This window comes from Methanothermococcus okinawensis IH1 (assembly GCF_000179575.2).
Taxonomy (GTDB): Archaea; AGJL01; Methanococci; order Methanococcales; family Methanococcaceae; genus Methanofervidicoccus; species Methanofervidicoccus okinawensis.
The window spans coordinates 1,211,572-1,233,174 of sequence record NC_015636.1 but is presented as its reverse complement, the minus strand read 5'-3'; the positions used below and the strand labels follow the sequence as shown (position 1 = coordinate 1,233,174).

The following is a 21,603-nucleotide window of genomic DNA, read 5'->3' as shown; positions in this document are numbered from 1 at the left end:
AATAAAAAATGAAAAATAATATCTTAAAAGGTGAATATATGTTTTCCATTAAATTTAAAACAACGGATGAACTGCCAGAGCCTTCACCACGACTAATAGACCAAATAATAGGTCAGGATGAGGCTCTTAATATTGTATTAAGTGCGGTTAAAAATAAAAGACATGCCTTACTCTTAGGAGACCCCGGTGTAGGGAAATCCATGATGGTTAAAGCAGTAGGTGAGCTCATAGAAAAATCCAGCACAGACTTTAAACCATACACCATATTGGCAAAACCCAATTTAAAAAATCCTGAAAAACCTATTGTAGAGTTAGTTGAAGGTCATTATGAAGAAAAAGTCGAAATTATAAAACCAAGCATGGTTAGGCAACCACCAAGTATATTAACAATATTAATATTTATGATTGCATTCACTGCAATTACCTCATATTTAATGAAAGGACTTCCAGATTCAAAAGTTCTTGGAATAATAGCTACTGTTTCAATTGTGGCATTTGCCTTGGCATTTGTAATTATTTTCTTAACAGTATTTGGAGCTACAAAAGGTTCTATGTCAAATGCTGTTAGTCCTATGGATTTAAAACCCGTGGTGCTTTACGAATGTAAAAAAAGACCTCTCGTAAGAGCCAGTGCATATAATGTAACCAAATTGTTAGGGGATGTTAAACACTGCCCTCTCGGAGGTAAGCCACCTCTTGGAACCCCACCTCATAAGAGAATAATTCTTGGGGCAATACATGAAGCCCATAAAGGTATCTTATATGTGGATGAGATAAAAACCATGCCTCCAGAAGTTCAGGATTATATATTAACTGCATTGCAGGACAAATGCCTTGCAATAAGCGGTAGAAATCCAAATTCAAGTGGGGCTACTGTTGAGACAAATCCCATACCTTGTGATTTCACATTGATAATGTCTGGAAACATGGATGATGTAAATAATTTAAGAGCTCCGCTACTTGATAGAATTGACTATAAAATTGTTCTCAAAAATAAGATGGAAAATACCCAGGAAAATAGGGACAAATTATTACAGTTCATAATTCAGGAGATAAGAAATAACAATTTACATCCAATGACCTATGAGGCATGTTGTGAAATAGTCAAAATAGCTCAATTGCTTGCAGGTTCAAAGGATAGATTAACTTTAAGACTAAGAAGACTTTCAAATATTATAAAAATGGCAAATGATATAGCAATGGGCAAAAATATAAAGGACATAATAAATGAAATGTCAGAAGAAGAAAATATTAAAAAATCAGAAACACTACCAGTAAATGTTGATAAAGATAAATTAAAAAGCATTATGGGCGTATTAAACAAAATAACAGAAAAAGATAAAGAGAATAAAGAGGAAAAAGAAAAAACAGGAATAACAGCAACAGATAAAACTAAATATTCTAAAAAAGAAATAAAAGAAAAAGAAAAAATTTATATCGATAGGGAGCATGTGCTGTCTGTTGTAAATACTGGTATATACAGCATGACAAAACAGGTTGCCATTGACTACCTGAGAAACTTTAAACGATACAAAAATATCGTCCCAAATGATAGTCCAAAGGTTGGTGTTATATACGGTTTAGCAGTGCTTGGTTCTGATGGTATAGGCGATGTAACAAAGATAATTACCCAAATAGTTGATTCAAAAAATCCAGGAACTCATCTATTAAACATTACCGGAGACCTTGCAAAACATAGTATTACTTTGGCATCAGCATTATCTAAAAAATATGTATCCGAGGGTAAATTACCTTTAAAATCTGAGGAAGAAATTGATTTAAACTCGAAAGAAATATATATACAATTCAGTCAATCCTATTCAAAAATCGATGGTGACAGTGCAACTGCGGCAGTTTGCCTAAGTATAATTTCATCCCTTCTAAAAATTCCATTAAAGCAGGATTTTGCAATAACGGGAAGCCTTGATTTAAACGGTAATATACTTGCCATAGGCGGAGTAAATGAAAAGATAAATGCTGCAAAAGAATATGGATTTAAAAGGGTAATTATCCCAGAATCCAATATGATTGATGTAATAGATTCGGAGGGAATAACGATAATTCCTGCTAAAACCTTGGAAGAAATAATCCCCCTTGTATTTGAAAATACGTCTTTAAAAAGTAATTAATACATAATAATACCTATTAAATTTTAGTTTTTTAATTATGCTCATGTTATATTGGATAATAATTATTTAGTTATGTTATTTATCGGAGTATCAGAGCTCCGATAAAAATAAAAAATTAATCTTTTCGTAATTTTTCTATTACTTTTAATAATCTTTTATTGGTGTATATCTCATCATGATGTGCAAAATCCACAAATATAACCTTCTTTTCATTATCATCTACGGTGAATATTAAAACAAAACTTTTATCAATATGAACTCTTTTAAAATCTTCCATGGGCTTTCTTAAATTTTTATAGTGATGTGGATTTTTAGCTATTTCACTAATTTTTTTCAAAATAATTTCTACTTTTTTTCTATCTTTTTTGGATAATTTTGTAATAGCTCTATCCAATGAAGGCATAATTTCAATATCATACATTTATTCACCTAAATATCTTTTATTTAATTCTTTAACAGAGCCTATATGGATAGGTGTTTCGTTTTTCATAATTTTCTTTATCTTCTCAACATAATCAGGTTTTAACTCAGGTTCTAATAATAATTCCGTATATTCTTCTATTATCTTATTTATAGCTTCACTTTTGTCTTTAAGATTATATTTTGCCTTTATAATGTTAATTATTTGGTTGTTTTCATCTGAAATATTCACTATTGCTTTAACCACTGATACCACCATTTTATTTATACATTATTAATATGGTATTAATAGTATATATATTTTAGGATATGCCATAAAAAAATTATTTATGATGCAAAAAAAATAATTAAGTAATCTATCGGAGCTCCGATAAAATGATAAATATTATTATCTAAATGACTAAGATATAAAAAACATAGCGTTGATTATAATTTATTTTTTATCCTGTAAAGCATATTGCTTAATTCCACTATTTTTTCAATATTTAATGTGAAAACTCTCTCGTTTAAATCAAATTTTGATAAATTTAAGTTATTTAAGGTATCTATCATATTTTTAATTTCATCACGATTCAAACCCATCTCATGGCATGAGTTTATAAGTGCCTTTTTGGCAGTTTTATTTTTATGCTGAAACAGAGCTCTGACAACATTTTCAAAAAACTCCTTATCTTCTAAATAATAAAGTTCATTGGGTTCTTTTTTGGTAATTTTAACAATTGCAGAATCTACCTTTGGTTTTGGTGAAAATGCAGATGGTGAAACCTTACATACAAATTGCACATTTGCATAATACTGCACAGAAACGCTCAATCTTCCGTATTCCTTTGTCCCTTCCTTAGCTATCATTCTTTTAGCAAATTCATATTGATACATCAAAACTGCAACATCAAAATCTTTTTTTAGAAATTTAAATGTAATTGGAGAGGATATTTGATAGGGAAGATTTGCCACGATTTTGTTAAAATTTAATTCATCCAAATTAACCTTTAATGCATCATTCCAAATTATCTCGACATTTGGATATTCGGCAATTACCTCTTCTGCAAAAGGTTCTAATCGCATATCTAATTCTATAACATATACCTTTTTTGCATTTTTTGCCAATTCTTTTGTTAATATTCCTTTACCAAGACCGATTTCTAAGACTATGTCGTTTTTATTTATGTCGGCAGCATTTACTGCTTTTTTTACGATATTTTTATCTTTTAAAAAACATTGCCCTAATTTCTTATTCTGTTTCATAATCTCACATCTAGGTTCCAAAACGAGCGATAGCGAGTTTTGGACTTTGGATAGCAACCTTTTTTAAAGGTTGCTTATAAAAGCACTGTCCTAATTTCTTATTCTGTTTCATAATCTCACATCTAGGTTCCAAAACGAGCGATAGCGAGTTTTGGACTTTGGATAGCAACCTTTTTTAAAGGTTGCTTATAAAAGCACTGTCCTAATTTCTTATTCTGTTTCATAATCTCACTAAAAATAAAAATATTAAGTTAATTAATAAATAAAATAAATAAACTTATGATAAATAAAAATAAAACAATAATAAAATAAATAATAAAATTAAAATTAAAAATTATTATTCTAAAAAGATAAAATTACAGAACTTATATTTATCTTATTATCTTAATAACTCAATAATCCTTTCTTCAATCAGTTCCTTAGGTTTATTTGTTATATTGGCAAGCCCCTCTGCAAATATGACAGCATATTTCAAAACATATTTCTTTTTCTGTTCTTCTTCCTTTTCTCTTCTTATTTTCGATATGTGTTTTTCAAGTCCTCTTGCACATATCATTAATGCCTGCCTTATTTCATTAAATATTTCTTCATTCTCTTCGCTACTGCATGCCACAGCTTGCTTTCCAGCCGATGTATATGGTATATGCGTGGAGATTAAATTTACAAATACCGTCAATGGAACATCTTCATCACTTCTAAGTCCATATCTTCTCCAATTTATACTTTTCACAGCATTTGTTATACCGCATCCTGAGGTATCAAACAACAATGGCACATGATTTGCAAATCTCATTATTTCCATTTTTCGCGTATTATCAGATATCCTACCTGCATCTCCACCGTATGCAAGCCCAGCTTCTACTGCAAAGGGAATACCTCCTTTATAGGTTTTTGGTCTTCTTGTAATAGTTTTAACAAATTCTGGATTTAGGGTTTTTAAGGATTTCTGAATATTTTCTTCACCAATAGGTCTTAAACCTGCTGTTGATGGTGCCATAAAATCCATGTCTTGAATCACTCTAACAATGAGCTCTGCATCGTTCCAATTCATATCCCTTGGATTCTTTTTTAGGAGATTCTTTACTTCATTTTTGAATCTTTCGAGCTCAGCCTCTGACACCATTGCCATATTTACCAATGAATCTACAAATTCTTTTGGACTTTTTGTAATAGTTCTAAGTTTTCTGTTGAATTCATCCATTAATGAAGCATTTAAATAATTTTTCTCTGCAAATTCGATGAAATTTTCAGGTTTCTTTTTAAAGTGCTTCTTAATCTCATTGATGGTTTCTTCATCTAATTTCTCAATTAAATAATCCATTATCAAGTATTTTAAATAATAAATCTTTAATTCTGATAAACTATCTGGAAGTGTGTTTATAATCTCTTTAACATCTGAGATTTCCTTTTTATCCACATATTTAGCATATTTTTCAATATAATCATTAATTTTTACATTTAAATAACAATCCACTACAATATCCCAAAATGTGCTATCCCTATAATTTTCAAGCAGTTTATCTCTCAAAATGTATTCTTGAAGCTCCTTGATTCTTTTTGAAGTCATCCTCGATAATTCACTTGTGAGCATGCTTGAAATTTTTATAGATTCAGTTTTTCTCGATATGTATAGGAGCTCATCTGGAGTTAAACCATAAGGATGAGGTTTCATTTCTTCCGGTCTCTCAGGAATATCCTCAACTGTTCTATCAAAAACCACAGTTTCCTCGGGGTCTTTAAGGGTTATTTTAGCATGAGGTGTGGATAAGCTTATTCTCCTTAGATATTCAAAAGGTCCCTGCTCTCTTCTATTGTATGTAACTTCCTTAAATTCTCCTTCAACTTTTGTTCCCCTCCAAAAACCACTCCTTACTTCATGAGAAACTACATCCCCTTCATTTTTTTCAATACTCATCTTTATTTCCATTGTATGTATTTCTCCGTTTCCTGTTGAAGTGGTAATCTTTAAAGGTTTTCCTGTTGTTATCTGTGCAAACAAAAGAACCCCTGCTGCACCAATTCCCTGCTGACCTCGGGATTGAACAAGCCTGTGCATCTTTGAACCTGCAAGCATCTTACCAAAGACCTTTGGAACAAATTCAGGAGGAATCCCTGGACCATTATCTTCAACAACTACTTTATAATGGTCTGCTCCAAGTTTTTTGATTTCTATGTCAATATCTGGTAAAATTTCTGCTTCTTCACAGGCATCCAATGAGTTTGTTACGAGCTCATGGATAATTGTAGTCATGCTTCTTAATTTACCACTGTATCCAAGCATGTGCCTGTTTTTTCTAAAAAATTCAGAAATTGAATGTTCTTTAAATTCATCAAATATGACATCGCTTTCAGCCATTTTTTCACCAATGCTAAATTAAAATAATAAAAAACGCATAATTTATGTATATAATCATAAAATTAAACTATAAAAATCATATATATTGCAAATATAAATATTTATAAAAATTTTAAATGAATATATAATTTAACATATATTTAAATTATACTATAAAAAATAAATCTGCAAATAACAAAATAATTAAAATAAAATAATAAAAAAATAAATAAATAATTAAAATAAATGATAATATAGACAATTTAAAAATTAAAAAAGTGAATAAAAAGTTACATATAACTTATTTTCCTAATTTTTTATTAGCTCTTATACTAGGTCTTACTTTCTCAGCGCCTTTACCTTTGTTTCTTAATCCTCTTCCTTTTTTACCTGCTGAGGTTAATCCTCTAAATGCTCTACCTCTATGTGTTCCTGAGCATATCCAGTTATAGTTTGGGTCATTTTTAATTGATGGATGGTTAGGGTCAATTAATATAACTTCATACCATTTTCTTTTTCCGTCTTCGCCTACCCAGTAGGAGTTTAAAACTTCCATGTTGGGATATTTCTTTGAGGCTCTTTCTTCGGCTATTCTTTGGATTGATTTAGCCATTGTAATTTTTTTGACACCCATTGTAGCAGGTTTTTTGGAGTGTTTTGGCCTAGGTTTTCTTAAACCTCCTCTTCTTACCTTAACTCTAACTACAATAATTCCCTGTTTTGCCTTGTATCCTAAATTTCTAGCTCTATCTATTCTTGTAGGTTTTTCAATTCTTACAACAGCAGGTTCTTCTCTCCAATCCTGCATTCTTGACCATAATAATTCTTTTACATAGGTTTCCTTTGGAGTTTTCCAAGCATCTCTAACATATTTATACATACTCATGTTTATCTCCTATTTTTACTTTTTTTGCTTTTATTTATTTTTAGCTCTATTATAATTACATCACTGGCTATCACTGTTTATGGGTTCAGCTTTTTAGCCACATACCCTACGGGTTTAATCGCCCGTTACTGATATCAATATTTACCTTTTTATGGTGTGTAGTAAGTAGTATATTAATCTAACGGTAGTTATATATATAAGTCATAGATATATATTTTAATATTATTATCAATGATTAACAGCAATAATAAAATAATTAAAATAAAAAATATAAAAAATTATAAAAGTAAATTAATAATAATTAATTAATAACTAATTAATAACAATAATACTGAATAATAACTAATTAATATAACTTTAAAATTATACTATTATTTCGGTGAGAATATATGAATACAGATAGTGAAAATTATTATGATTATGATGGTCTTTTAAAAAGGGCTATTAGCCAACTTCCAGAAGAAGTATTTAAAGATGTGAGATTTGAAATTCCACATGCAGAAAGTTTTGTTGAAGGAAACAGGACAATAATTAAAAACTTTAGAGATATTGCAAAAGCCATAAATAGGGATGTGCAGTTCTTTGCAAAATATGTAATGAAGGAGCTGGGGACAGCAGGGGATGTTGAAGGTCAGAGATTAATACTTCAGGGTAAATTTGGAAATTACATGATAAATTCAAAGATTAAAAACTTTGTAGAAGAATATGTTTTATGCCCAGAATGTGGAAAGCCAGATACTAAAATCGTTAAAGAAGGTAGGATTCACTTCCTTAAATGTATGGCATGTGGTGCTATGAAACCTATCAAATTAATTTAAATTATTAAATAATAAAATAAGATTAAATTAATAATATTAATTAACTAAATTAATTTATAATTTATATTAAAATGATTGAAATGCTTAAATTGATAAGACATGGCATATGTGATGTGTATTTTACGATATTTTACCTACTTTTTTAATTTTTTATTTTAATAAATTTTATTTATTTTTTATTATTTAGTATTATAATTTAAAAAATTAATAAATTAATATAATAGAAAAATATATGAGTGTGAAATTATGAAAGGATTTTGTTATAGGTGCGGTCATGAAGATGAATTAATCGATGGATTGTGTAAAGTATGTTATGCTCAACTCCATCCATTATTCGATATTCCAGACGAAATAAAGGTTGAAGTATGTCATATGTGTGGCTCCTATAAAAGAAGAACTTGGCAAAACCCAAAAGGTAGGGACCTTTATGGGATACTTGACGAAATAGTCTATTATGCTGCAAAGGATAATTTAAAAACTGCCCATAAAAATATGGATATTGAAATAATACCGCAGGAACCAAGACAACTTCCCGGAGGTAAAAAATCAAGGGTGGAAATTCCTGTAAAAATAATAGCCACAGGAAAACTCGCAGGTGAAGATGAGGAACGAACCGAAGAAAAAGATATAACGGTATATTTAGCAATGGTTCAATGTCCAAGATGTTCAAGATATATGTCCAATTATTACGAAGCCACATTACAAGTAAGGGCAATGAATAGATTTTTAACAGAAGATGAAAGAGAGGAGCTCGACAACTTTGTAAGAAATGAGACAGATAAAAGATTAAAAAAAGATAGAATGGCATTTATATCCAAATTTATACCCCAAAAAGAAGGATTGGACTATCAAATAGGTTCTATGGGCAGTGCAAGAAATGTAGCCTCTGCAATAAAATCTAAATATGGTGGGAAGATAAATGAAACTGCAAAACTTGTTGGTGTTGAAAAGGATACTGGAAAGAATCAATACAGAATAACGGTTGTTGTTAGAATTCCAGAGTATAAATTAGGAGATATTGTAGAATATAAAAATAAACCGCATAAAGTAGTTTCAATGAATGAAAACAAACTATATTTAGAAAATTTAACAGGTAAGCATGAAAAGATATCATTACAGTGGAATGATGCCGAGAAAAACACAAAATTATTAAAAAAAGGTGATGAATGTCCTACTGCCACAGTGATTTCCACATCACCAAACAGGATAATTGCCATGGATGATAAAAACTACGAAGTATATGAATATGACAATTACGGTAATATATATAGCGATATAAAAGAAGGAAATATATTAAAAATATTTAAGAATGAAAGTATAAATTATATTGTAGAAGTTATAAAGTAAAAGTAAAATAACCTAAATTACAATATTCTAATTAATAATGATTTTAACAATTCTATATTTATAGCTAATTTATTTACAGTAATATTTAATATAATATTTTATTAATTTATTCAGTTTATTCAATTTATTATATTAATTTAATTTATAATGTCATAAGTTAATAGTTATTCTAATAATAATTTTATATAAACTTATTAAAAATTTTAAAAAGTTAATTTAAAATAATAACTGAATATGGCAATATACTACGTGTATATTAATTTATACATAATATTATAAGATTATAAAATTTATAAAGGTGAAAATATGGCAATTAACATTAAGGAAATAGAAGATTTAAAACAAATAGCTAAAAAAATAAGATACGATGTAGTAAAAATGATAGGATTGGCAGAATCTGGACATCCCGGAGGTTCATTATCTTCAACAGATATAATTGTGGCATTATATTATAAATTAATGAATCATGACCCAAAAAATCCAAATAAAAAAGATAGGGATAGGTTTGTTTTAAGTAAAGGACATTGCTGTCCCGCATTATATGCAGTTCTTGCAGAGCTCGGATACTTCGATAAGGATGAGCTCTGGAAATTAAGAAAAACCGGAGCTCTGTTGCAGGGGCATCCAAATATAAAAATCCCAGGAATAGAAGCAAACACAGGTTCATTAGGTCAGGGCTTTTCAGTAGCTGTTGGAATGGCATTGGGTTGTAGAATAGATAAATTAAATAATAATGTTTATGTTCTTTTAGGAGATGGTGAGTGTCAGGAAGGTCAAGTCTGGGAAGCTGCAATGGCGGCATTTCATTACAAATTGGACAATTTAATAGGAATTGTTGATAGAAATAAACTTCAAATAGATGGTTGCACAGAAGATGTAATGTGTTTAGGCGATTTAAGAGAAAAATTCAAAGCATTTGGATGGGATGTATTTGAAATAGATGGTCATGATTTTAAACAAATTGTTGATACCATTGAAAAGGCAAAATCTATGAAAAATGGCAAACCAAAAATGATTGTGGCAAATACCATCAAGGGTAAGGGAGTGTCATTCATGGAAAATAATGTTGGATTTCATGGCAAAGCTCCGAATAAGGAAGAGTTAAAAATAGCTCTTAAAGAACTTCAATAAGATAAAAAAGGTTATATATTAAGGCTAAAATTTGATTAAAACCTTTTCATTAAATATGTATTGTTATCAATGTTAAAATATAAATGAATAAACAAAAGAATAAACATGAAAGAAAGAATAAAAAAGGCGTAATTATGGTAAAAATAGGAGCATCCATATTATCGGCAAATTATGGCCATCTTGAAAAAGAGGTAAAAAAAGTAGAAAAAGCAGGCGTGGATTTTATCCATATAGATATGATGGATGGGCATTTTGTTCCAAATCTAAGTATGGGTATTGGTATTTCAAAATATATAAAAAATATAACTGGACTACCAACAGATGTTCATTTAATGGTAGAAAATCCCGACTTATTTATCCCAATACTTGCAGATGATGCCGATATGATTACATTTCATATAGAAACATGTAAATTTCCATTTAGAACTATAAAATTAATAAAAGATAAAGGTGCTGAACCAATAGTAGCATTAAATCCTTCAACACCAATTGATACCATCGAATATATTTTAGAAGATTTATGTGGCGTCCTTATAATGACTGTTGAACCAGGGTTTTCTGGTCAAAAATTTATTAATCCTATGCTAAAAAAGATAGATAGATTAAAAAATATAATTCTTAAAGAGGGATATAATACGAAAATTTTGGTTGATGGCGGCATAAATTCAGAAACTGCTCCAAAGGTTGTTGAAGCTGGTGCCGATGTGCTTATTGCAGCATCTGCAATTTATAATAAGGAAAATATTGAAGAGGCTGTTAAGATTTTGAGAGAGTCTGCGAAATTTAAAAATAAATTTATAGTTCTCGACATAATAATATCAACCAATGAAATATTAATTCAATAATATTTCTCATTAAGTGTTGAAATAATCGTTATTTACATAGTTATTGTTATGAGTAATTCACCAGAAGTATATAAAGTTCCGTCTTGAACTATAATTTTTTATTTAACTATCTACAATACTGTTAGTGTAATATTATAATTATTATAATTATTACTATTATTACCTATTGTTATTAATAATAATTATTTATCGATATAAATTATTTAACGGTGAAACTATGGAATATAAAATTAAACTTGGAGAAAAGAAAGCTATGAGAAATGCCTATGGAGAAACATTGGTTGAATTGGGAAGAAAATATCCAAATTTGGTTGTTCTTGATGCAGATTTATCTGGCTCAACAAAAACAGGTATGTTTGCAAAAGAATACCCCAATAGATTTTTTAATGCAGGTATTGCAGAACAGAACATGATGGGCGTGGCAGGAGGACTTGCAAGAACTGGAAAAATAGTATTTGCCTCAACATTTGCCATGTTTGCAAGTGGAAGGGCATGGGAACAAATAAGAAACACCATATCTTATGCAGGATTAAATGTAAAGATTGTTGCAACCCATAGCGGTATAACCGTGGGAGAAGATGGAGCTACACATCAAATGACAGAAGATATCGCCATAATGAGGGCAATACCAAACATGAAAGTGATAGCTCCAAGTGATTACTACGAAACAAAAAATGTAATAAGATGGTGTGCCGAATATAACGGACCCGTTTATGTCAGAATGCCGAGAGGAAATACCAAAACCATATTTAGTAGTGAAGAGGATGCTAAATTTGAATTTGGAAAGGCAAGATTATTAAAAGAAGGAAATGATTTAACAATCATAGCCACGGGGGAGTTAGTTCCAGAAGCCATAAAGGCATCGAAAATATTAAAAGAAAATGGAATAAATGCGGAAGTAATATCTATGCCCACTATAAAGCCGATTGATGAAGATGCCATAAAAAACTCCAATGATTTTATAGTTTCACTTGAAGACCACAATATTATAGGCGGTTTAGGTGGTGCAATATCTGAGGTTATAGCAACATATGGATTAAATAAAAAACTTTTAAGAATTGGCATAAACGATGAATTTGGAATTTCTGGAAAAGCCGAGGAACTTTTAAAATATTACAAACTTGATGGCGAAAATGTGGCTAAAAGAATAATGAAAGAATATACTAAGCAATAAAACTGCAAATAATAAAAAATAAATAAAAATTAAAAATAAGTAAAAAATAATTAAGATATTATTGTTGATGTAATATAGATGTAATATATATTACATTTGGATAAATAATAGCTAATAATAAAACAATAAATAACAATATTTACTTTATTTTTAGTGATATATATGAGAAAAATAGGGATTCTTGAAATTTTGGTCATACTCGCTATATTGATTACCTCCGGAGCTCTGATATATAAATTTTTAAAATCCAATAGTGAAAATGATAACTACGAATTTGATGGAGACCAAATGTATAAATGTGCATGGATTTCTGAGAAAATACTAAATAAAAATTTTCCATTATATGCTTATGTGGAAGGAAAATGGTCTTCTTCTAAGGAAGAATTTAACGATACTGTATTGATTACCGGAGCTCATGGTGGAACCCTTTATGCAATATATAAAAACCAACCTATTACAATTGGAGGGGAAATGGCATATAAAGAGGATATTGCTGCCAAAAAGATAATTTTAAAGCCATTAGGTAATTCAATAATTACATATTCTCTAAATCCAATTAATGGAAACTCATTTGAAGAAATCAATAAAAAAATAAAAGATTCAGAAAAACCTTATAAGCATAACAATTTAACGATACTTGATACTTACATCGGTGGTTCTCTTGCAGTAGATTCAAAAACCTTTACGCCATCAGAACAGCAAAATATTAAAAATAACCTGCATTTGGATTTAAATAATAGAAATAATAAGTTATCAATTAATTTTGTTGAAAATGGTTTATTTTTAACAGGGAAATTGGATGTGGATACATTAAATATGTTAGATAACCTTATAAAACCTCATAACATCATCACTTCGCAAATAACAGTATATTTAATTGTAAATGAGACAATTAATAACATACCTAAAAACATAACTACATATCACAATAATTCAATGATTATACCTCTAAAATAAATAATAAATGAGTATATTATTAATAAAACATTAAATATAAGGAATTGATATGGAGCTCCTAAAAACCTATTTAAAAAATATGCCTAAGTATGAAAAAATTAAAGCCCATCATTTATTTTTGCTAATTACTTCTTTTTATATTTTAGCGTCCAGTGTATCCTATTATTCAGGTTTTTTAGCTTTATTTAGTGCAATTTTCTTTTATATTTCATTTATTGTTGGCGAAAGGTTATATTACATCTTAAATTTAGACGATATTTCCAAATATTCCAGTATATTTAATTTAAAAAAACCATATAAGCCAAACTATTCAAAACATTATAAATTTGGGATATTATTAATGTTTATAGGTATATTATTCATATTTTTTGATATTTTATGGGTTAGGGATATTCCGCTTTTTGACCCCACTTCAAGAAGGTTTTTAAATGTGCCATTTACTGCTTTATCCCATCTTTTACTTTTAGGCTGGGCAATAGTAGTAGCTTCAAATCTATCTTTGGATAGGGTAAAGATTATTTTATATTCCATTATTTTTTCAGGACTTATCATGCTTTTGGGGTATAGAACAAATGTTATGATATTGTTTTTATCCATATTGTTTGTAATGTATTATTCCAACAGAATAAAAACAAAGGAGCTAATTTATTCGGCATTTGGAATATTTTTAATACTTCTTTTCATGTCAATATTAAGGCTTTATGTATTGGGTAGTGGTGGAAATCCAATATTTTCAAGAGTAGATTTAACCATGAGTATTTTTGATATTATAGTCAAGAATTTTAATGGAATGTTTGGGGGACTTCTACATTATTGTGCAGTTTATTCCTATTTAGGATTATCACCTGGTCCAAGAACAGTTATTGCAAATAACATAGGCGTATATGGAGCCACAATAACTCCAACGATTTTTGGAGCTGTAATTGGAGATTATGGAACTATTGGAATAATTCCATATTTTGGTATTTTGGGCATATTTTTAGGCATATTTTATAAAATCTCTGAAAGTTTAAAAGGCATCTATTTGGGAGTTTATAGTATCTTAGTATCCTATTTGTTGGTGGGTATTGAAACAGGTATTTTAGATTTAGATGTTATTCTTTACTATTTCTTTGGGTTGGTATTATGCATATATGTGATATTATTGAGAATATTAAAAAGATAAACTTATTCCATCCTATTTCTATTGTTGTATTTGGTCATTTGATAATTTTTGTATTGGCATTGCCATATTTGGGAGATATTGGGACATATTCACTACTTAAAATTTTAGGGGTTTTATTTATTTTTATTTTAGGTTTTTCATTGCCGTTTATTTTTCCAGTGCAACTTAATCTTAATAAAAAATCATCGTATATTTTATTTTTATATATTTCATCTTTTATATTGTCTCTAACCGTAATTTACGGAGCTTATGAAGTTAGCCATTCATTACTACTGTCTATTATATACTTGGCATTTATTTTTGTAGTTGTAGAGCTCTATACAAAATTATATAATAAAAAATTATTTGTTGATGCAATCTTTGGTATTGGGGTAATTTCTTTTATACTGGTAATTTTAATATACGGTGGAATACCATTATTTGATTACAACATAAGGATGAGCTCCTGCTCAGAACCTTTAAGATTGATATCCACTGGGGCTTTAATATATGCTGGAATAGAAAATAAGATATACTTTATAATTTCTCTTATAATATTAACACTTTTTGGATATAAAGGAAGTATATTAATGCTATTTGTATCTTATGTAATTTATAAAAAAGCCTCTTTTAAGCATCTTTTAATTTATGGATTTGTTGCCTTAATACTTTTGAGCGTTGTTGGAGAGATTGTATTATTGACATCAAATCAGCACTGGAAAATTCACGCTATTGAAATTTTATGTTACAGAGCTCATCTCGATTTAACGATATTCCTAAAAATAATAAATTCTAATATCCACACCTACGGACAGATACTATTTACACCCAATGGTCAAAATAGTATTGGAGATATATTGTACAATTACCACCATAACCTTACAACAACCATGTTTGGAACATCATATCTTGATTTTGGATATTTTGGTGTTTTGATAGCTGTGGTTTTAGGATTATTCTCAAAATTCATATATGAAGGGGATAAAAAATTATATGCAATTTATGCTTCGATACTGTTATCTTACTGTGAAGTTGGGTTAAATTACGGAATATGGGTCATAGTTGCATTATTATTGTATATAAACATAAGATTGACTAAATATAATAAAGAATAAAAATAAAGGTAATAAAAATAATAATAAAAATTTAAAAAATTAAATATATATTACTTAAAATATATTTTATATTCAAAGAAGCAAAAATTATTATAAATATATATCATATATATTTCTTATCTTGATTTAATTTACTTTATTTTAATCAATATTTAATTATATATTACCATATTTTAAATTATGTATTGTTATTTCTTATAATTTTAATTAATCATTTATAATTAATCATTATAATAATTATGAAAAATAGTAAAACTCTGTGGTAGTTATGGTATCTCATGCAGATAATAATATGAATAACGCTGTTAATAATGTTGTTAATAATGTTAATATTAATAATAATAGTAAAGATTTTCAAACCAAAGATTATAGTCCAATGGAAAAAAACAATAAATATCTTGTTATTGTTCCAGATATGGACGATGACTTAGGCAGAAAGGCAAATATCAAAACACCAATTTTAGGTAGGGCGGATTCTATAAACTCTGCTATAAAATTGGGATTATCGGACCCCGGAGATACCGATGTAAATTCAATACTTGGGGGTATAAAATTCTACGATGAATTGAAAAAAGAAGGAAAAGATGTAGAGCTCGCCATAATATCTGGACATAAAGATGTAGAATCTGAGGAATGTGCAAGAAGAATAAAGGAACAGCTTGATTTTTTAATGTATTTGTATGAACCAGATTTTATATATCTTGTATCGGATGGGCGAGAAGATGAGATGGTATTAAAATATTTAGAAAATAAAGATGCATTTGTGTGGAAAAAGAGAATTATTGTAAAACAAAATGAATCCTTAGAATCTACCTATTATTTAATTCAAGAATTCCTCAAAAAAACCATGTCTCAATATGTTCCTTTCATCTTTACATCCGTTGGTTTTGCCATGGTTATTTATGCCATATTTGCAGATTTAGGGTGGAGAATAATCATGGGAATGGTCGGCTTATATATTCTTTCAGAAGGTTCTGGATTAACCCGTGCATTAAAAAAATCATTTAGTGAAGGTAAAAAAGGACTTGAATTTGGAAAACTCGCGCCAATAGGGAATATTATAAGCGTATTAATTGTTGTTGTGGGAATTATATATTCTTACAACGCCTCTTACCATCTAAATTTTATTAATGCCATTGGGATTTTTATTTACAATTTTGCCAATCCATTGACACTTGGTCTTTTGATATACATTACAGTTCATTTTATAGATGATATAATATATACAAATAAAGAGATATTATCATTATTAAAGAGATTTTTCTTTAAAATAATAGTTATATTTATCACAAGAGAAATGTTATTTGAATTTTCAAAATTCTTAAATGGAAATGCTTTATTTACAGTAGTTATTGCTTATGTAGTGATATATATTGCCATTCTTATTATACTGTCTTCGATATTGTTTTATAAAGAAAAAGAATAATAATAGAGTAATAATTATAAACCACTAAAATTAAAATAAATAAAATAAAAATAAAATATTAAAGTAAAATATTAAAATAGACACTAAAATACTAATATTTTAAAGAAGCATAAGTTATACTAAGAGATATACTAAAATACATTGGAATACTTTAAAATATATTAAAATAATGGTTTTGGGAGAATATGTTAAAAATATTGGGATATATCAATAATGATTTAAAAAAAATAACTCTAAATGAGCTAAGTGAAGAATATTCATTAATTTGGATAGATTGTTATGCTCCATCCGATGATGAGCTCCTACAATTATCCAAAAAAATAGATATTGAAATAGAGGAATTAAAGGTAGGATTGGATGAACAGGAAGTTCCAAGGGTCGAAGAAGAGGATGAATATTATTTAATAATTTATAAAGCACCACTGTTTGAGGAAGATATTACAACTACCTCTTTTGGAATCTATATAAAAGATAATATTATTTTAACCCTCCATATCGATAAAATAAAATCCATAGGTAAGATATACAATCTTTTAAAAACCAAAAAACCAAAAATTCTACTTGATAGAGGAAAAGGGTTTTTTTTATATAATTTATTAAACCAAATTACTTTAAGTTATTCAAAAATTATTCTTAATTTAGAGGATGAATTGGATAAGTTAGAAAGTAATCTTCTACAAGACCAAAACAATATAACGGGGGAGATTCTTCAACTCAGAAAAACACTTGTATATTTCCATAAGGCTTTGGTGTCCAATAAAGATGTTCTTTCTATTTTAAAAAGAAAATATCTTCCAATCACCACACAGGATGATAGGGAACATATTGAAGACCTTTACTACGATACATTGCAGTTAATAGATATGGAAACTACATATAGGGAATTGCTCGTTTCAATGATGGATATGAGCTTATCTCTTGAAAATATAAGAATGAACCAGATTATGAAAGTTCTAACTATGGTTACCACTTTATTTGCAGTTCCTGTTTGGATAACAGGTATTTATGGTATGAATTTTAAATATATGCCTTTATTGAATAATCCTTATGGATTTTGGATTGTTATGGGAATTTCAGCCATTATAATTTTAATACTGTTATATGTGTTTTTAAAGGAAAAATGGATAAAATAATAATTAATTTAAGGAATAAAAGTTAAATAAAAAATAAAATATAAAAATATAAATTAAATAAAAAATAAAAATAAGATATAAAATAAAAATTAAAATATTTAATGTTAATAAAAGTAAAATAACTTAAACTAAGATAATAAAAAATATATTGAAATGTGATATCATGAAAGAAATAATCATCTGGCCTGTATATATAGATGTTGAAAAAAGCAGAAAAGAGGGACGAAAAGTGCCGAAAGAATTAGGGGTTAAAAATCCAAAATTAAAAAATATATTTAATGCATTAAAAAAAATGGGATATTCTGCCGAAATCGTAAAAAATAAATCTTATCCAAAGGAGCATTGGGAAATATCCGGCTATATTAAAGTAAATATTGATGATGAAAATAATATTTCAAAATTGGGTTTAATTAAAAAAATTTGTAGGTATTTAAATTAAAATTAATAATACGGGGAAGATAAGTTAAATATTCATCATCCATTCTTTAACAATGATACATAACCAATAAAAGCACCTGATGATATTGTATCGCCTAATCCTACCGTAGATTTTGGATTTTTAACCAATCTTGATGGCACCAATGCAATTTTATAATTTTTATAGGTTTCATCATTTTTTAAATCATCTACGATTGAATATAATATATTGCCATATTTATTATAGGGAATAAGGATACCCTCTTTAATATCCTCAATCTTTGATATATCTCCAAGTTTTGCCTTAGTAGATGCAAGAATAGTGGCAAATTCCAAGGTTTTTTCAAGGTCTTTTTCAGATAATGGATTATCCTTTCTACATAAACACATAATATAATACATCGTATGGGTCTGCACGAGCTCTAAATTATCATATTTATCCAATAGAATTTTTGAAGCTTTGACAACATCTTCAACCATACTATTTTTAATAATCTTTTTGCTGAGCTCGTCATATCCCATAACATGTATAATATTTGCAATTTCTGTATCATCCATGCCTAAGCAATTAACATTTGGAATTATTTTATCTGCAATCTTTCTTCTAAGATTTATACTCTGAATAGATGCAAATTCTAAATGAATTTTTAAATTTTTATTATTTTCTTTTAAAAGTTTTATATCCTCTTCTGCCTTTTTAAAATAATATTCATCGGTTTTTCCATCGCTATATTTTTCTTTTATGCCTTGATATCCTGAAAGTATTGCACAGTCAATAATTTCTCCTATTTCAGGTAGTTTTTCTTTTAATTCTTCTTTTATCTCAAATCTCAATGCATCGGGTCTTGAAGCTGCAATAAATCTATTGGCCTGTGGAGTTGTTATTTTTTCATCCCCAAGGTAAAATTCAATATTGGCATCATATTCAAAAATCCTATTTATCTTTAAAGGGTCGTTCTTTTTATACGATTCAATGGGTTTTTTTAAAACTAAATTTCCATCTATAACAGATGGGTAAAGTAAATTTTCCCTATTTACAAACATTTCTGCCTGTTTCTTTGACAAAATTGGGGTATATGCTATTACTCGTTTTAAATTCAAAATTGATAAAAGATTGGATATAATCCCAACCTGTCCTCCCATTCTCTCTTCATCATATTTTAATCCATCAAACCATTCATTTAATGATTTATCTTCTGAAATGGGAACTTCTGATGGTTTTCCAGTTTTCATGGAATAAATCAACCGTGCAATGAAATCCAATGGATTATTTATTATTCTTGGATATTTATTAATTGTATTGATAATCTCATTTTCATCAAATAGGTTAATGAGCTCCTGCACCTGTTGCCCATCTTTAAAGAATTTTATGGCATCTACATTGACATTATATGCCAAAAAAACACCCATATTTGAAAAATTATTAAGATGATTAATACATTTATTATAGAGCTCCTCTAAATGTTTATTATTTTTATCCATATATCCCACCATTTTAAAAAAGATAAAAAATTTAAAGATTTAAAAGTTAAAAAATTTTTAGTTTTTAATATAATAATTTTTTATTTTTTGTTATTGCTACATTTTTACTTTTTATATATGTTATTAATTTATAACTAAAATATTATTTCATTAATCTTATATTCTACATCTCAATAATATAATTTTTATCATAAGATTTAAAACCAGTTAATTCTTCGATAGATTTACCTCTTAACAACTCACGGGTTATTCTTTTGCCATCTTCAACAGCAGGTTGGTTGAATGCATTTATTTTTAGGAGCTCACCCATAAATGCAGTTTGCATCTCATACAGATATATAAGTTTCCCAAGGGTGTATTCATTTAATTCGTCGATTACAATAGATACATTTGGGACATTTCTTGAAGTTAATGAAGCCTCGGTGCCCTCCTGTTCTGAAAGTAGGAGCTCCGATAAATTATGACCACTTAAATAATTTGAATTTTTAATAATTAAATCATTTTTAAATTTATTTACCCTTAAAAATGTAATTATTTTATCCTTTGGACCTTCCAAATAAAGTTGAAGTTGAGAATGTTGGTCTTTTGCTCCAACAGATACAACAGGAGTTTGTCCCTTTCCATCTTTTCCAAGGCTTTCTCCCCATAACTGCCTATACCACATACCAAATTTATGCAATCTTTCAATATATGGCATGAGAACAGCAACTGTTTTGCCCTTATTGTATAGTATATAATGGATTACAGCATTCATAAGGGCAGGATTTTTAAAAATATCCTTGTTTTTACATAATTTATCCATATCCCTTGCTCCATTTAATAACATCTCAATATTTATTCCCATACATGAAAGGGGAGCCAATCCAACAGCGGATAGCACTGAAAATCTCCCACCTACATTTTTAGGAACATCAAAAAGCATATAACCCTCTTTCTCTGCCATTTCCCGTAGCATTCCGTCGTTGGCAACTATCACTATATTTTTAACATAATTTTTGATATTATTCTTCAGCCTATCTCTAACAATTAAAAAATTCGCAATTGTTTCAGCAGTATTTCCAGATTTGCTTATTGCAAATACAAGCGTTTTTTCCAAATCAACTAAATTAAGAACTTCGAATGTTTTTTCTGGGTCGGAATTATCTAAAAAATAAACTTTTTTATTGGTAGTATGTTCATTGTAATAAATTCCTTTGATGGCTTCATACACCATCTGAGCTCCTAAAATAGAACCGCCCATTCCTATAATAATAATATATTCAAAATCTTTTGAATATTTTTTTAACTCGTTATATGTAGTCAAATCCTTTTGATATATCAAATCCATAAACCCTAATTCTTTATTTTCATATTTCTTAAATAATCGATTATATGATTCTTCTATTTCATTTTTTATATGTTCAATGTCTGTTGATAATACCCCATCATTACCTATTGTTTTTTCCATAGCATTTGTATAGTTAAATAAACATTTGCCTTTCATCATTCCCCTCTATAATAATTATACTTATTTTACTTTTGAATTACATAATATTAGTTTAGTAATTATTTTTTATCTCTTTCTTATCTATTTTTTATTTATATTTTTTTTATTTTATA

Annotated in this window: 19 protein-coding genes; 12 read left to right on the top strand and 7 right to left on the bottom strand. The window is 28.3% G+C overall.

Annotation, left to right across the window (positions count from 1 at the left end; translation table 11 throughout):
* Positions 1-38 precede the first annotated feature (38 nt).
* The gene (lonB, locus tag METOK_RS06160) at positions 39-2,129 is read left to right on the top strand and encodes an ATP-dependent protease LonB (RefSeq protein WP_048057921.1); all 2,091 of its coding nucleotides are present in this window, start codon (positions 39-41) and stop codon (positions 2,127-2,129) included.
* 115 nt (positions 2,130-2,244) lie between these two features.
* Here lonB and METOK_RS06155 read toward each other — a convergent pair whose 3' ends face one another.
* From METOK_RS06155 to METOK_RS06135, 5 genes are all read right to left on the bottom strand, one after another.
* The gene (locus tag METOK_RS06155) at positions 2,245-2,550 is read right to left on the bottom strand and encodes a YafQ family addiction module toxin (protein WP_013867357.1); all 306 of its coding nucleotides are present in this window, start codon (positions 2,548-2,550) and stop codon (positions 2,245-2,247) included.
* Positions 2,551-2,796, bottom strand: a complete 246-nt coding sequence (locus METOK_RS06150) for a DUF2683 family protein (protein ID WP_013867356.1) — start codon at positions 2,794-2,796, stop codon at positions 2,551-2,553. It abuts the gene before it with no gap.
* A gap of 179 nt (positions 2,797-2,975) precedes the next feature.
* The gene (rsmA, locus tag METOK_RS06145; protein ID WP_048057920.1) at positions 2,976-3,794 is read right to left on the bottom strand and encodes a 16S rRNA (adenine(1518)-N(6)/adenine(1519)-N(6))-dimethyltransferase RsmA; all 819 of its coding nucleotides are present in this window, start codon (positions 3,792-3,794) and stop codon (positions 2,976-2,978) included.
* Positions 3,795-4,173: 379 nt separating this feature from the next.
* On the bottom strand, positions 4,174-6,150 hold the full coding sequence (locus tag METOK_RS06140; protein WP_013867354.1) for a DNA topoisomerase VI subunit B: 1,977 nt from the start codon (positions 6,148-6,150) through the stop codon (positions 4,174-4,176).
* Between the two features lie 280 nt (positions 6,151-6,430).
* The gene (locus tag METOK_RS06135; RefSeq protein ID WP_013867353.1) at positions 6,431-7,015 is read right to left on the bottom strand and encodes a 50S ribosomal protein L15e; all 585 of its coding nucleotides are present in this window, start codon (positions 7,013-7,015) and stop codon (positions 6,431-6,433) included.
* Between the two features lie 389 nt (positions 7,016-7,404).
* On the opposite strand from METOK_RS06135, the gene METOK_RS06130 reads away from it, so the two are divergent.
* From METOK_RS06130 to METOK_RS06080, 11 genes are all read left to right on the top strand, one after another.
* On the top strand, positions 7,405-7,833 hold the full coding sequence (locus METOK_RS06130) for a translation initiation factor IF-2 subunit beta (protein ID WP_013867352.1): 429 nt from the start codon (positions 7,405-7,407) through the stop codon (positions 7,831-7,833).
* A 246-nt stretch (positions 7,834-8,079) separates the two neighbouring features.
* Positions 8,080-9,180, top strand: coding sequence for a 60S ribosomal export protein NMD3 (locus METOK_RS06125; protein WP_013867351.1), 1,101 nt, complete (start codon positions 8,080-8,082; stop codon positions 9,178-9,180).
* Between the two features lie 306 nt (positions 9,181-9,486).
* Positions 9,487-10,311, top strand: coding sequence for a transketolase (locus tag METOK_RS06120; RefSeq protein WP_013867350.1), 825 nt, complete (start codon positions 9,487-9,489; stop codon positions 10,309-10,311).
* A gap of 134 nt (positions 10,312-10,445) precedes the next feature.
* Positions 10,446-11,156: a ribulose-phosphate 3-epimerase gene (gene rpe, locus METOK_RS06115; RefSeq protein ID WP_048057919.1), complete on the top strand. Its 711-nt coding sequence runs from the start codon at positions 10,446-10,448 to the stop codon at positions 11,154-11,156.
* A gap of 217 nt (positions 11,157-11,373) precedes the next feature.
* Positions 11,374-12,330, top strand: a complete 957-nt coding sequence (locus METOK_RS06110; protein ID WP_013867348.1) for a transketolase family protein — start codon at positions 11,374-11,376, stop codon at positions 12,328-12,330.
* A 162-nt stretch (positions 12,331-12,492) separates the two neighbouring features.
* The gene (locus METOK_RS06105) at positions 12,493-13,287 is read left to right on the top strand and encodes a TrmB family transcriptional regulator sugar-binding domain-containing protein (protein WP_013867347.1); all 795 of its coding nucleotides are present in this window, start codon (positions 12,493-12,495) and stop codon (positions 13,285-13,287) included.
* Between the two features lie 49 nt (positions 13,288-13,336).
* A complete protein-coding gene (locus METOK_RS06100; RefSeq protein WP_013867346.1) occupies positions 13,337-14,452 on the top strand; it encodes an oligosaccharide repeat unit polymerase family protein in 1,116 nt (371 codons plus the stop codon).
* On the top strand, positions 14,413-15,546 hold the full coding sequence (locus METOK_RS06095; RefSeq protein ID WP_013867345.1) for a hypothetical protein: 1,134 nt from the start codon (positions 14,413-14,415) through the stop codon (positions 15,544-15,546). Before METOK_RS06100 ends, METOK_RS06095 begins: the two co-directional genes overlap by 40 nt.
* Before the next feature lie 268 nt (positions 15,547-15,814).
* A complete protein-coding gene (locus METOK_RS06090) occupies positions 15,815-16,972 on the top strand; it encodes a DUF373 family protein (protein ID WP_013867344.1) in 1,158 nt (385 codons plus the stop codon).
* A gap of 185 nt (positions 16,973-17,157) precedes the next feature.
* The gene (gene corA, locus METOK_RS06085; RefSeq protein ID WP_013867343.1) at positions 17,158-18,105 is read left to right on the top strand and encodes a magnesium/cobalt transporter CorA; all 948 of its coding nucleotides are present in this window, start codon (positions 17,158-17,160) and stop codon (positions 18,103-18,105) included.
* A 163-nt stretch (positions 18,106-18,268) separates the two neighbouring features.
* Complete coding sequence (locus METOK_RS06080; protein WP_013867342.1) at positions 18,269-18,544, top strand: signal recognition particle subunit SRP19/SEC65 family protein; 276 nt, start codon at positions 18,269-18,271, stop codon at positions 18,542-18,544.
* A 35-nt stretch (positions 18,545-18,579) separates the two neighbouring features.
* On the opposite strand, the gene pfkC is transcribed toward METOK_RS06080, so the two are convergent.
* Entirely contained in the window at positions 18,580-20,004 is a 1,425-nt protein-coding gene (gene pfkC, locus METOK_RS06075) for an ADP-specific phosphofructokinase (protein WP_013867341.1), read from the bottom strand.
* 163 nt (positions 20,005-20,167) lie between these two features.
* A complete protein-coding gene (pgi, locus tag METOK_RS06070; RefSeq protein ID WP_013867340.1) occupies positions 20,168-21,487 on the bottom strand; it encodes a glucose-6-phosphate isomerase in 1,320 nt (439 codons plus the stop codon).
* Positions 21,488-21,603: the final 116 nt, after the last annotated feature.

Excerpts from the sequence above, each read along its gene's own strand:
- pgi (WP_013867340.1), bottom strand. The coding sequence starts at position 21,487 with ATGAAAGGCAAATGTTTATTTAACTATACAAATGCTATGGAAAAAACA.
- rpe (WP_048057919.1), top strand. The coding sequence starts at position 10,446 with ATGGTAAAAATAGGAGCATCCATATTATCGGCAAATTATGGCCATCTT.
- METOK_RS06155 (WP_013867357.1), bottom strand. The coding sequence starts at position 2,550 with ATGTATGATATTGAAATTATGCCTTCATTGGATAGAGCTATTACAAAA.
- METOK_RS06110 (WP_013867348.1), top strand. The coding sequence starts at position 11,374 with ATGGAATATAAAATTAAACTTGGAGAAAAGAAAGCTATGAGAAATGCC.
- METOK_RS06125 (WP_013867351.1), top strand. The coding sequence starts at position 8,080 with ATGAAAGGATTTTGTTATAGGTGCGGTCATGAAGATGAATTAATCGAT.
- METOK_RS06080 (WP_013867342.1), top strand. The coding sequence starts at position 18,269 with ATGAAAGAAATAATCATCTGGCCTGTATATATAGATGTTGAAAAAAGC.
- rsmA (WP_048057920.1), bottom strand. The coding sequence starts at position 3,794 with ATGAAACAGAATAAGAAATTAGGGCAATGTTTTTTAAAAGATAAAAAT.
- pfkC (WP_013867341.1), bottom strand. The coding sequence starts at position 20,004 with ATGGATAAAAATAATAAACATTTAGAGGAGCTCTATAATAAATGTATT.
- METOK_RS06135 (WP_013867353.1), bottom strand. The coding sequence starts at position 7,015 with ATGAGTATGTATAAATATGTTAGAGATGCTTGGAAAACTCCAAAGGAA.
- METOK_RS06090 (WP_013867344.1), top strand. The coding sequence starts at position 15,815 with ATGGTATCTCATGCAGATAATAATATGAATAACGCTGTTAATAATGTT.
- METOK_RS06130 (WP_013867352.1), top strand. The coding sequence starts at position 7,405 with ATGAATACAGATAGTGAAAATTATTATGATTATGATGGTCTTTTAAAA.
- METOK_RS06095 (WP_013867345.1), top strand. The coding sequence starts at position 14,413 with ATGCATATATGTGATATTATTGAGAATATTAAAAAGATAAACTTATTC.
- corA (WP_013867343.1), top strand. The coding sequence starts at position 17,158 with ATGTTAAAAATATTGGGATATATCAATAATGATTTAAAAAAAATAACT.
- METOK_RS06140 (WP_013867354.1), bottom strand. The coding sequence starts at position 6,150 with ATGGCTGAAAGCGATGTCATATTTGATGAATTTAAAGAACATTCAATT.
- METOK_RS06100 (WP_013867346.1), top strand. The coding sequence starts at position 13,337 with ATGGAGCTCCTAAAAACCTATTTAAAAAATATGCCTAAGTATGAAAAA.
- lonB (WP_048057921.1), top strand. The coding sequence starts at position 39 with ATGTTTTCCATTAAATTTAAAACAACGGATGAACTGCCAGAGCCTTCA.
- METOK_RS06105 (WP_013867347.1), top strand. The coding sequence starts at position 12,493 with ATGAGAAAAATAGGGATTCTTGAAATTTTGGTCATACTCGCTATATTG.
- METOK_RS06120 (WP_013867350.1), top strand. The coding sequence starts at position 9,487 with ATGGCAATTAACATTAAGGAAATAGAAGATTTAAAACAAATAGCTAAA.